The organism is Escherichia sp. 93.1518 (assembly GCF_013368915.2).
In the GTDB taxonomy this organism is placed as follows: Bacteria; Pseudomonadota; Gammaproteobacteria; order Enterobacterales; family Enterobacteriaceae; genus Escherichia; species Escherichia ruysiae.
Genome location: NZ_JABWMT020000056.1, coordinates 1 through 11,892, shown reverse-complemented (window position 1 = coordinate 11,892; position 11,892 = coordinate 1). Strand labels below are relative to the sequence as shown.

Genomic DNA, 11,892 nt, shown 5'->3' with positions numbered 1-11,892 from the left:
CATGGCCTTCTGGCACGATTTAGCGGCTCCGGTCATTGCTGGCATTCTCGCCAGCCTGATCGTGAGCTGGCTGAATAAGCGGAAGTAACGTGTCGTGCGGGCGTCAGGCTGCCGTAATGGCAATTTGCGCCCGGACCAGGCCGCAGGGGTAAAACTCTGCGGCCTTTTTCGCGTTTACTGCGGGTATGGCACCCAATCGCCGCCGTTCAGGCGAACGTACGGTTTATCCTGATATTGAATCACCACCGCGTTTGAGTTCTCGGATACCGGTGCTGTTTGTGGCAATCCGCTGGTGAGTTTTTTCCAGTCAACATTGTCTTCGGTGAAAATTTTACCATCGAGAACGCGAACAACCAGATCAGAAATTGCCAAGAAACTGCTTGGTTGGTCGATGACAATCGGAGCCCCCTGATGTGGTGCCTTCATGCCGAAGAATTTCACGCCAACGGGGACATCAGTAATTGATGGACTAGGGATATCACGTAGGCCAGATACCTGCATTCTGTCGCCTTTCAGCGCGCCGCCGTGTTCTGGCACGACCACCACCATTACTTTACGGTCAGATTTCTCCAGCTCGGTAAAGAATGCATCCAGTTCATCAAAGAACTTCTGCGCCCGCGCTTTATAGTCCGCTGTTTTACTGACGCCAGGATAATGGTTGCCATCATGCAGAGGGAGCGTGTTGTAGAACGTGGCGCTACGGGAGTTTTTATCTTTTTCAGTAACTTCCAGCCAGCGGTTAAGTACGGCGGTATCGTCATAAACTGGCGAACCATCAAAGCCCAGCAAAATAACCGGTAGATTTGTTTGATCCATCAATTCTGTCTGCATACCGCCATTTTCGCGCACTTCTTTCAGGAAGCCGCCGAATTGACCGTTATGCCCCATCATCAGATGCTGGGTAAAGCCCAGTTTTGACAAGTTATCGAACAGATAGCAGTCATTATTGGCTGGTTGATACAGATTGGTGTGCGAAGTTTGCCCACAACTGGCGCGCAGCAGACGAATCGCCGCCGGGCCGCTGTATGAGGTCGCAGAGTTGAATTTCTTGAACTCTATATCGAAATGCGACCATAACGGATGCGACATTAACCCGGCAGCCTCAATGTCTGACCAGGAGAGTGAGCAGATGTTGATGACCAGCAATTCAAATGGCTGTGCATCTGCCGGAAGCGCGGATGGGAAGGTCGATTTACGTTTCGCTTCGGCGTTATAGAAATTATTCAGCCATGCATTAAGATTCGCCGTTGTCGGCGGCGCGGTTTGCGCAGGCATATCACCCACCACCGGCGTACCTCCTGCGGCTGCGACCGTTGCCGCTGCATTACCGCCCGTCGTTGTCACCGTCGTGGTCGGTTGACCGGCTGGCCACAGGGAGAAACTTGGTCCAGCCAGCGTAAGTACGTTCAACCATACCAGAATAGCGACGACAAATATGGTGATACGAATCCATTGTGACAGGAACAACCACGCCACTAACAATACAAAAATGGCTCCGATCATCTGCCAGTTAATAAAGCGAGTAACGAGGTCGATTAAATAATCGCTACTGAAACCAGCCACTTGCGAACCCTGACTCATGATACTTTCCGGGCCTGGCAGCCAGGTGTCGTGCCAGAACAATGCAAAACCGATTGGCAGGGCTATCCAGTGGCGTAGACGGTGCAGGCTATAGCGCGGAATAGGCATTAGCAGGAACGCGGCAAACACCAGGTTAAGCAGCGGATGGAAGTTAAGATATCCCGCCCATAACAGGCCAAATTTGACCAGAAAATATAAGTTCCAGCCAGAAAGGCCGCGCCAGTATTGCCAGAGGGAAGAAGGCATAGCGGTGTTTTGGGTAAATTGAGTCATTTTTTGATTGCCCTGGCTTTTTCCGCACGGCGTAATGTACCGGCCGGTTTTACATAACGAGGTTTAGCAAATAACAAACGCAAAGTGTCACGAATACGCCGCAGAGAATGCCGCGCCAGATAGCCCAGCGGGAAAAATATCAGTGCGCAAACGATAATAATTTCAATGATATCGCTGATGGTCATCATGATGAACGCTCCACAGCATCATCCAATAATCGCAGTGGTTCAGGTATGCGTCGCCAGTTGCGACCATCGTGTTCGGCATTGATGACTGGCGTGGAACCCTGCGTTAAAGGCAGCGGCATCCCCCATTGTTCCGGGGCGAGTAAACGCATTTGCACCAGCTCGGCGCTGATTTGGTCATCTTCAAACCAGACCATGCGGTTAGAGAAAATGTCGCCAGTAGGTAGTGGGAAAATATGATTCAATGCGGTATCCAGATCGTTAATCCGGCAGAAAGAGAGGAACAGCACCAGTCGATTGCCGCCAATCGTCATAATATCGCCGGTACGATTAGGGCGACACAGCGTCAGAGCTTGTTCAACGCGAATGCCAGGCACCGGGCGCAAAGCCACCAGAACGCCTTTCCCGTGAGCGGGTAACAGGGTGTTATTCATCATATTATTGACCGCGTCACAGAATACATCCCACTTCTGGAACCCCCGCAGTTTAATCGGCTGAGTCATCGACAACAGCGTGGTGATATCTTCCGGTACATAGCGGCTGAACTTCTGTCCCTGCACGCTTTCAATCATTGTCAGACAGCGAGAGAGCGGGGCGTTCCATGGAATAACCATATTTGCGCCGCAGGCCAACAGTAAACGTTCGTCGGTGGCGCGCAGGCTGGCAATATTTTCCCGCACGAGGATTTTCAACGCGCTACCACGCTGGCGACGCAATGTATGAATACTGCGGGCCAGCGGTTCAATTTGCCCATTTTGCTGCAAAGAGAACACGACCGTCGCGGCCTGAGAGGTACGCGCTTCATTGAACAGCGTTTCGTTATTGTCGAATAGCTTCCAGTGTTCCGATAGCGGTGGCGCGCCTTCCAGTACGGCAATATTACTGAGAATACGTTTTTCATCGCTGCGTGGTTGGATCTCCGCCTCTTCGCGCTGAACTAACGCCCAGACGCCATTTTGATGCTGGACGGTCAGTTGCTGACGGGCGCTGACGCCTTTTTCGTTACACCAAAAAGCAATATCCAGCAGATGCTGATCGCCCTGAAAACGCAAACTGGCAAGTCCAAAAAGCGAACGATACTCCTCCAGTAACAATGAAAATTGTTTATCGTTATTATTTCCGGGATTAATTACCAGCAGTGAACAATGGTTTAGCCTGCACCATTTATTCATTTTTTCCAGCCATAGGCGAAGGCGCTCGGCAGGAATGTTTTGCCATGCGTTATTTGCGCAAACAAGAATGAACAGGTAATTATTGGGAACAACTGAACATTGTAAATCACGGGGCAAATAGTATAGACCTTTTTCATGATTTAGCATTGAAAATAATTTTATTTTTTCTGGTCCTTGAGAATCATCTAATTTGAAAATTTTCTCGGGATCGCTATCCATGCTAATGACCGCGACTTGCACGGTTTCAGCTTGAGAAGCCATCGTTTGATTCACCAGGCTAATAGCATCTTCTTGACGATCGACGTTAAACCACCAGACGCCGCCTGCTGGCATATGTCGCAGCTCATCCCATAAGGATGAGATACCGATAGAGAATACGGGGTCCACAGTGTCCCTCAAGTCGCCATTTTGTCTGATTATCAGTTTATTAGCGAAAGCTAAGAAATAAACCTACCATTGAAATTAAAACTTATCAGATTTAGCATGTGAATCAATTTAACAGGCCAGAAACCTTGTGATATCAGCCTTTTCGTTTTTTAGTTTTTCTGTTGCGTAACGGAAAGTCAAAAAATGAGCGGGTTTCTGTGCTGCCATAAGCAATAAAGCGGCGAAATTGTCTTGCTGTGTAATATGTTTATTTTATAGGGATCAACCATAATGAATAACAACGAACCCGATATTCTGCCTGATCCCGCGATAGGCTATATCTTCCAGAATGATATTTTGGCGTTAAAACAGGCTTTTTCACTGCCTGATATTGATTATGCCGATATTTCCCAACGAGAGCAGTTGGCTGCGGCATTAAAACGTTGGCCGTTGCTGGCTGAGTTTGCGCAAAAAAAGTAGGGGTGTGGTGAATGGCCGTTCTGGGATTGCAGGGGATGCGGGGTGGCGTGGGGACGACAACGATTACCGCCGCGTTAGGCTGGTCATTGCAAATGTTGGGAGAAAATGTCCTGCTGGTGGATGCCTGCCCGGACAATTTGCTGCGCCTGTCATTCAACGTTGATTTTTCTCACCGCCAGGGCTGGGCAAGAGCCATGCTGGATGGCCAGGACTGGCGTGATGCCGGGCTACGCTATACCTCGCAGCTCGATCTGCTGCCCTTTGGTCAACTGACTCTCGAAGAACACGAAAATCCCCAGCACTGGCAAACACGGCTGGGCGAGATTTGTAGCGGTATTCAGCAACTAAAGACCAGCGGGCGTTATCAATGGATTTTGATCGATTTACCACGCGACGCCTCGCAGATAACGCATCAAATCATGAGCCTGTGCGATCACACCCTGGCAATCGTCAACGTGGATGCTAACTGTCATATTCGGCTGCATCAGCAGGCACTGCCCGCTGGCGCGCATATTTTGATTAATGATTTTCGTGTAGGCAGCCAGGTTCAGGACGATATTTATCAGCTATGGTTGCAAAGCCAGCGGCGCTTGTTGCCAATGTTGATCCATCGTGATGAAGCGATGGCTGAATGTCTGGCGGCGAAACAACCGTTGGGCGAATACCGTAGCGATGCGTTGGCGGCAGAAGAAATTCTGACGCTGGCGAACTGGTGTCTGTTGAACTATTCCGGGCTGAAAACGCCAGTCGGGAGCGCATCATGAGTATCCTGACCCGGTGGTTGCTTATCCCGCCGGTTAACGCACGTCTTATTGGGCGTTATCGGGAATATCGTCGTCATGGCGCGTCGCCTTTCAGCGCGACGCTCGGCTGTTTCTGGCTGATCCTTGCCTGGATTTTTATTCCGCTGGAGCACCCGCGCTGGCAGCGTATTCGTGCGCAACATAAAATCCTGTTCCCTCATATCAACGCCTCGCGCCCGCGTCCGTTGGATCCTGTGCGCTATGTCATCCAGACCTGCTGGTTGCTGATCAGTGCTTCGCGCAGAGAAACGCCGAAACCGCGCTGGCGGTCGTTTTCACGCTTGCAGAATATTCGTGGGCGTTATCATCAATGGATGGATGAATTGCCGGCTCGCTTCAGCCATAACACGCAACATCTTGATGAGAAAAAAGAGCTGGGACATCTGAGCGCCGGAGCGCGGCGTTTTATTCTTGGCATCATTGTGACATTCTCGCTGATTCTGGCGCTGATTTGCGTCACCCAGCCGTTTAACCCGCTGTCGCAGTTTATCTTCCTGATGTTGCTGTGGGGTGTGGCATTAATGGTACGGCGAATGCCGGGACGCTTCTCTGCACTGATGCTGATTGTGCTGTCGCTGACCGTCTCTTGCCGTTATATCTGGTGGCGCTACACCTCCACGCTGAACTGGGATGATCCGGTCAGTCTGGTGTGCGGTTTAATTCTGCTGTTCGCTGAAACTTACGCATGGATTGTGCTGGTGCTCGGCTACTTCCAGGTCGTATGGCCGTTGAATCGTCAGCCAGTGCCGTTGCCGAAAGATATGTCGCTGTGGCCGTCGGTGGATATTTTTGTGCCGACGTACAACGAAGATCTCAGCGTGGTGAAAAACACTATCTATGCCTCGCTGGGTATCGACTGGCCGAAAGATAAGCTAAATATCTGGATCCTCGATGACGGTGGCAGGGAGGAGTTTCGCCAGTTTGCACAAAACGTAGGGGTGAAATATATCGCCCGTACCACTCATGAACATGCGAAAGCGGGCAATATCAACAATGCGCTTAAATATGCCAAAGGCGAGTTTGTGTCGATTTTCGACTGCGACCACGTGCCAACGCGCTCGTTCCTGCAAATGACCATGGGTTGGTTCCTGAAAGAAAAACAACTGGCGATGATGCAGACGCCGCACCACTTCTTCTCGCCGGACCCGTTTGAACGCAACCTGGGGCGTTTTCGTAAAACGCCGAACGAAGGCACGCTGTTCTACGGTCTGGTGCAGGATGGCAACGATATGTGGGATGCCACTTTCTTCTGCGGTTCTTGTGCGGTGATCCGCCGTAAACCGCTGGATGAGATTGGCGGTATTGCCGTCGAAACGGTAACTGAAGATGCGCACACTTCTTTGCGTTTGCACCGTCGTGGCTACACCTCCGCGTATATGCGCATTCCGCAGGCGGCGGGGCTGGCGACCGAAAGTCTGTCAGCGCATATCGGTCAGCGTATTCGCTGGGCGCGCGGGATGGTGCAAATCTTCCGCCTTGATAACCCGCTCACCGGTAAAGGGCTGAAGTTCGCGCAACGGCTGTGCTACGTCAACGCCATGTTCCATTTCTTGTCGGGCATTCCACGGCTGATCTTCCTGACTGCGCCGCTGGCGTTCCTGCTGCTTCATGCCTATATCATCTACGCACCTGCGTTGATGATCGCCCTGTTTGTGCTGCCGCACATGATCCACGCCAGCCTGACTAACTCGAAGATTCAGGGCAAATATCGCCACTCATTCTGGAGTGAAATCTACGAAACAGTGCTGGCATGGTATATCGCACCACCGACGCTGGTGGCGCTGATTAACCCGCACAAAGGCAAATTTAACGTCACCGCCAAAGGTGGACTGGTGGAAGAAGAGTACGTCGACTGGGTGATCTCGAGACCGTACATCTTCCTCGTGCTGCTCAACCTGGTTGGTGTCGCTGTTGGCATCTGGCGTTACTTCTATGGTCCGCCAACCGAGATGCTCACCGTGGTCGTCAGTATGGTGTGGGTGTTCTACAACCTGATTATTCTCGGCGGCGCGGTAGCGGTATCGGTTGAAAGTAAACAGGTTCGTCGTTCGCATCGTGTTGAGATGACGATGCCAGCGGCAATTGCCCGCGAAGATGGTCACCTTTTCTCCTGCACGGTTCAGGACTTCTCCGACGGTGGACTGGGGATCAAAATCCACGGTCAGGCGCAGATCCTCGAAGGGCAGAAAGTGAATCTGCTGCTCAAACGCGGTCAACAGGAATACGTCTTCCCGACCCAGGTGGCACGCGTGATGGGTAACGAAGTCGGGCTGCAATTGATGCCGCTCACCACCCAGCAACATATCGATTTTGTGCAGTGTACGTTTGCCCGTGCGGATACATGGGCGCTCTGGCAGGACAGCTACCCGGAAGATAAGCCGCTGGAAAGTCTGCTGGATATTCTGAAGCTCGGCTTCCGTGGCTACCGCCATCTGGCGGAATTTGCACCTTCTTCAGTGAAGGGTATTTTCCGTGCGCTGACTTCTCTGGTTTCCTGGGTTGTTTCGTTCATTCCGCGCCGCCCGGAGCGGAGCGAAACGGTACAACCATCGGATCAGGCTTTGGCTCAACAATGATGATAACGCGATGAAAAGAAAACTATTCTGGATTTGTGCAGTGGCAATGGGGATGAGCGCATTCCCCTCTTTTATGACGCAGGCGACGCCAGCAACGCAACCACTGATCAATGCTGAGCCAGTTGTTCCTGCCCAGACGGAACAAAATCCGCAGGTGGGGCAGGTGATGCCGGGCGTGCAGGGAGCGGATGCGCCAGTCGTCGCGCAGAACGGCTCTTCGCGTGATGTGAAGCTGACCTTTGCGCAAATCGCGCCGCCGCCGGGCAGCATGGTGCTGCGTGGTATCAACCCGAACGGCAGCATTGAGTTTGGTATGCGCAGCGACGAAGTGGTGACGAAGGCGATGCTCAATCTCGAATACACGCCATCGCCGTCATTGCTGCCAGTTCAGTCGCAGTTAAAAGTTTATCTCAATGATGAACTGATGGGCGTGCTGCCAGTGACTAAAGAGCAGTTGGGCAAAAAGACGCTGGCGCAAATGCCGATTAACCCGCTGTTTATTACCGACTTCAACCGCGTGCGGCTGGAGTTTGTCGGTCATTATCAGGATGTGTGCGAAAACCCAGCCAGCACCACACTTTGGCTGGATGTCGGGCGCAGTAGTGGACTGGATCTGACGTATCAATCACTGAATGTGAAGAATGACCTGTCGCACTTCCCGATTCCGTTCTTTGACCCACGCGATAACCGTGCTAACACCTTGCCGATGGTCTTTGCGGGCGCGCCGGATGTTGCTCTGCAACAGGCTTCCGCCATTGTTGCCTCGTGGTTTGGTTCCCGTTCCGGCTGGCGTGGGCAGAACTTCCCGGTACTCTATAACCAGCTTCCCGATCGCAATGCGATTGTTTTTGCGACTAACGACAAACGCCCGGACTTCCTGCGCGATCATCCGGCGGTAAAAGCCCCGGTGATTGAGATGATCAACCACCCGGAAAATCCTTACGTCAAACTGCTGGTCGTGTTTGGTCGTGACGACAAAGACCTGTTGCAGGCAGCGAAAGGTATCGCCCAGGGCAATATTTTGTTCCGTGGCGATAGCGTAGTGGTGAATGAAGTCAAACCGCTGCTGCCGCGTAAGCCATACGATGCGCCGAACTGGGTGCGTACCGATCGTCCTGTCACCTTTGGCGAACTAAAAACCTATGAAGAGCAGTTACAGTCCAGCGGTCTGGAACCAGCAGCGATTAACGTTTCGCTAAATCTGCCGCCAGATCTCTACCTGATGCGCAGTACCGGTATTGATATGGATATCAACTATCGCTACACCATGCCGCCGGTGAAAGACAGCTCGCGGATGGATATCAGCCTGAACAACCAGTTCCTGCAATCATTTAACCTGAGTAGCAAACAGGAGGCGAACCGCCTGCTGCTGCGTATTCCGGTATTACAAGGTTTGCTGGACGGCAAAACGGATGTCTCTATTCCGGCGTTGAAGCTGGGGGCGACCAACCAGCTGCGCTTCGACTTTGAGTACATGAACCCGATGCCGGGCGGATCGGTGGATAACTGTATTACCTTCCAGCCGGTGCAGAACCATGTGGTGATTGGCGACGACTCTACCATCGACTTCTCGAAGTATTACCACTTCATCCCGATGCCGGATCTGCGCGCGTTTGCCAATGCGGGCTTCCCGTTCAGCCGGATGGCGGATCTGTCGCAAACCATCACCGTAATGCCGAAAGCGCCCAACGAAGCACAGATGGAAACGCTGCTAAATACCGTTGGCTTTATCGGCGCGCAGACGGGCTTCCCGGCGATTAACCTGACCGTGACCGATGATGGCAGCACCATTCAGGGTAAAGATGCCGACATCATGATCGTCGGTGGTATCCCGGACAAATTAAAAGACGACAAGCAGATTGACATGCTGGTACAGGCCACCGAAAGCTGGGTGAAAACGCCAATGCGCCAGACGCCATTCCCCGGCATTGTGCCGGACGAAAACGACCGTGCGGCAGAAACTCAGTCAACGCTGACCTCTTCCGGCGCGATGGCTGCGGTGATTGGCTTCCAGTCACCGTATAACGACCAGCGCAGCGTGATTGCTCTCCTGGCTGACAGTCCGCGCGGTTACGAAATGCTTAACGATGCGGTGAACGATAGCGGCAAACGCGCCACCATGTTCGGCTCGGTAGCCGTGATCCGTGAATCTGGCGTTAACAGTTTGCGTGTCGGCGACATCTATTACGTTGGACATCTGCCGTGGTTCGAACGTTTGTGGTATGCACTGGCTAATCACCCGATTCTGTTGGCGGTGCTGGCGGCAATCAGCGTGGTGTTGCTGGCCTGGGTACTGTGGCGTCTGCTGCGTATCATCAGCCGTCGTCGTCTTAACCCGGATAATGAGTAATTGATGATGAATGTTTTGCGTAGTGGAATCGTGACGATGCTGCTGCTGGCTGCCTTTAGTGTTCAGGCAGCCTGTACCTGGCCTGCCTGGGAGCAGTTTAAAAAGGATTACATCAGTCAGGAGGGGCGCGTCATTGACCCCAGTGATGCGCGCAAAATTACCACCTCCGAAGGGCAAAGTTACGGCATGTTCTTTGCTCTGGCGGCTAACGACCGTGCTGCTTTCGATAACCTTCTCGACTGGACACAGAACAATCTTGCCCAGGGCTCGTTAAAAGAGCATTTGCCCGCCTGGCTATGGGGCAAGAAAGAGAATGCGAAGTGGGAAGTGCTGGACAGCAACTCAGCCTCTGACGGCGATATCTGGATGGCCTGGTCACTGCTGGAGGCCGGTCGATTGTGGAAAGAGCAACGTTATACTGACATTGGCAGCGCGTTGTTAAAACGCATTGCGCAAGAGGAAGTGGTGACAGTGCCGGGGCTGGGTTCCATGCTGTTACCGGGCAAAGTGGGCTTTGCCGAGAATAACACCTGGCGTTTTAACCCGAGTTATCTGCCTCCGACGCTGGCGCAGTATTTCACCCGCTTTGGCGCACCGTGGACCACGTTGCGCGAAACGAATCAACGTTTATTGCTGGAAACCGCCCCGAAAGGTTTTTCACCAGACTGGGTACGCTATGAGAAAGACAAAGGCTGGCAGTTAAAGCCAGAGAAAACGCTGATCAGCAGTTACGACGCTATTCGCGTCTATATGTGGGTTGGCATGATGCCCGACAGCGATCCGCAAAAAGCGCGGATGCTCAACCGTTTTAAACCGATGGCGACATTCACCGAGAAAAACGGCTATCCGCCGGAGAAAGTCGATGTCGCTACGGGTAAAGCGCAGGGTAAAGGGCCAGTCGGCTTTTCTGCGGCTATGTTGCCATTTCTTCAGGATCGTGATGCCCAGGCCGTACAGCGTCAGCGTATTGCAGATAACTTTCCTGGTAGCGATGCCTATTACAACTATGTGTTGACCCTGTTTGGACAAGGCTGGGATCAACACCGTTTCCGCTTCTCGACAAAAGGTGAGTTATTACCTGACTGGGGCCTGGAATGCGCAAATTCACACTAAATATTCTTACGCTTTCCCTCGGTCTGGCCGTGATGCCGATGGTCGAGGCGGCACCAACCGCCCAGCAACAGTTGCTGGAACAGGTTCGTGTGGGCGAAGCGACCCACCGCGAAGACCTGGTGCAGCAGTCGCTGTATCGTCTGGAACTTATTGATCCGAATAACCCGGATGTCGTTGCCGCCCGTTTCCGTTCTCTGTTACGTCAGGGCGATGTTGATGGTGCGCAAAAACAACTCGAACGATTGTCGCAATTAGCGCCGAGTTCAAATGCGTATAAATCATCGCGTACCACAATGCTACTTTCCACGCCGGATGGTCGTCAGGCACTGCAACAGGCACGATTGCAGGCCACCACCGGTCATGCGGAAGAAGCCGTGGCGGGTTACAACAAACTATTCAACGGAGCGCCGCCAGCAGGTGACATTGCCGTCGAGTACTGGAGTACGGTAGCGAAAATTCCGTCTCGCCGTGGCGAAGCGATTAATCAGCTAAAACGCATCAATGCGGATACGCCGGGCAATACGGGTTTGCAAAACAATCTGGCGCTATTGCTGTTTAGCAGCGATCGCCGTGACGAAGGTTTTGCCGTACTGGAACAGATGGCGAAATCTAACGCCGGGCGCGAGGGGGCTTCTAAAATCTGGTACGGGCAGATAAAAGATATGCCCGTCAGCGACGCCAGCGTGTCGGCGCTGAAAAAATATCTCTCTGTTTTTAGCGATGGCGATAATGTGGTGGCTGCGCAATCGCAACTGGCAGAACAACAAAAGCAACTGGCCGATCCTAATTTCCGCGCCCGTGCGCAAGGTTTAGCCGCTGTGGACTCAGGCATGGCAGGTAAAGCCATTCCCGAACTGCAACAGGCGGTGCGCGCTAACCCGAAAGACAGTGAAGCCCTTGGGGCGCTGGGGCAGGCGTATTCCCAGAATGGCGATCGTGCTAATGCGGTGGCGAATCTGGAAAAAGCCCTCGCGCTGGATCCGAACAGCAGCA

10 protein-coding genes are annotated in these 11,892 nt (G+C 52.7%); 7 read left to right on the top strand and 3 right to left on the bottom strand.

The genetic code is table 11. From position 1 onward, the window contains the following. Position 1: 1 nt before the first annotated feature. On the top strand, positions 2–88 hold the full coding sequence (locus HEN21_RS21865; protein WP_032155846.1) for a type I toxin-antitoxin system toxin Ldr family protein: 87 nt from the start codon (positions 2–4) through the stop codon (positions 86–88). 86 nt (positions 89–174) lie between these two features. On the opposite strand, the gene bcsG is transcribed toward HEN21_RS21865, so the two are convergent. Genes bcsG through bcsE form a run of 3 tightly spaced genes read right to left on the bottom strand, consistent with a single transcriptional unit; the run spans position 175 to position 3,610 of the window. Beyond that, a complete protein-coding gene (bcsG, locus tag HEN21_RS21860) occupies positions 175–1,854 on the bottom strand; it encodes a cellulose biosynthesis protein BcsG (RefSeq protein WP_000191630.1) in 1,680 nt (559 codons plus the stop codon). Next, positions 1,851–2,042: a cellulose biosynthesis protein BcsF gene (gene bcsF / locus HEN21_RS21855; RefSeq protein WP_000988301.1), complete on the bottom strand. Its 192-nt coding sequence runs from the start codon at positions 2,040–2,042 to the stop codon at positions 1,851–1,853. The genes bcsG and bcsF overlap by 4 nt, the downstream gene beginning before the upstream one ends. Continuing rightward, entirely contained in the window at positions 2,039–3,610 is a 1,572-nt protein-coding gene (gene bcsE, locus HEN21_RS21850) for a cellulose biosynthesis c-di-GMP-binding protein BcsE (RefSeq protein ID WP_176252066.1), read from the bottom strand. Before bcsE ends, bcsF begins: the two co-directional genes overlap by 4 nt. A gap of 258 nt (positions 3,611–3,868) precedes the next feature. On the opposite strand from bcsE, the gene bcsR reads away from it, so the two are divergent. The 6 genes from bcsR to HEN21_RS21820 all read left to right on the top strand — a co-directional run. Then, positions 3,869–4,057, top strand: coding sequence for a cellulose biosynthesis protein BcsR (gene bcsR, locus HEN21_RS21845; protein ID WP_001063311.1), 189 nt, complete (start codon positions 3,869–3,871; stop codon positions 4,055–4,057). Positions 4,058–4,068: 11 nt separating this feature from the next. Then, positions 4,069–4,821: a cellulose biosynthesis protein BcsQ gene (gene bcsQ / locus HEN21_RS21840; protein WP_000279495.1), complete on the top strand. Its 753-nt coding sequence runs from the start codon at positions 4,069–4,071 to the stop codon at positions 4,819–4,821. Continuing rightward, positions 4,818–7,436 carry a UDP-forming cellulose synthase catalytic subunit gene (bcsA, locus tag HEN21_RS21835; RefSeq protein ID WP_000025927.1) on the top strand — a complete coding sequence of 873 codons (2,619 nt, stop codon included), beginning with the start codon at positions 4,818–4,820 and terminating at the stop codon, positions 7,434–7,436. The genes bcsQ and bcsA overlap by 4 nt, the downstream gene beginning before the upstream one ends. Before the next feature lie 10 nt (positions 7,437–7,446). Continuing rightward, positions 7,447–9,786: a cellulose biosynthesis cyclic di-GMP-binding regulatory protein BcsB gene (bcsB, locus tag HEN21_RS21830; protein ID WP_024192197.1), complete on the top strand. Its 2,340-nt coding sequence runs from the start codon at positions 7,447–7,449 to the stop codon at positions 9,784–9,786. A 6-nt stretch (positions 9,787–9,792) separates the two neighbouring features. Beyond that, positions 9,793–10,899 carry a cellulose synthase complex periplasmic endoglucanase BcsZ gene (bcsZ, locus tag HEN21_RS21825; RefSeq protein WP_024192198.1) on the top strand — a complete coding sequence of 369 codons (1,107 nt, stop codon included), beginning with the start codon at positions 9,793–9,795 and terminating at the stop codon, positions 10,897–10,899. After that, positions 10,881–11,892 (top strand): tetratricopeptide repeat protein (locus HEN21_RS21820; protein ID WP_183082937.1); only part of this gene is annotated, 1,012 nt, incomplete at its 3' end. The genes bcsZ and HEN21_RS21820, both read left to right, overlap by 19 nt.

Bases quoted from the DNA above. Each gene is read 5' to 3' on its own strand.
- HEN21_RS21865 (WP_032155846.1), top strand. From the start codon at position 2: ATGGCCTTCTGGCACGATTTAGCGGCTCCGGTCATTGCTGGCATTCTC.
- bcsG (WP_000191630.1), bottom strand. From the start codon at position 1,854: ATGACTCAATTTACCCAAAACACCGCTATGCCTTCTTCCCTCTGGCAA.
- bcsF (WP_000988301.1), bottom strand. From the start codon at position 2,042: ATGATGACCATCAGCGATATCATTGAAATTATTATCGTTTGCGCACTG.
- bcsR (WP_001063311.1), top strand. From the start codon at position 3,869: ATGAATAACAACGAACCCGATATTCTGCCTGATCCCGCGATAGGCTAT.
- bcsQ (WP_000279495.1), top strand. From the start codon at position 4,069: ATGGCCGTTCTGGGATTGCAGGGGATGCGGGGTGGCGTGGGGACGACA.
- bcsA (WP_000025927.1), top strand. From the start codon at position 4,818: ATGAGTATCCTGACCCGGTGGTTGCTTATCCCGCCGGTTAACGCACGT.
- bcsB (WP_024192197.1), top strand. From the start codon at position 7,447: ATGAAAAGAAAACTATTCTGGATTTGTGCAGTGGCAATGGGGATGAGC.
- bcsZ (WP_024192198.1), top strand. From the start codon at position 9,793: ATGAATGTTTTGCGTAGTGGAATCGTGACGATGCTGCTGCTGGCTGCC.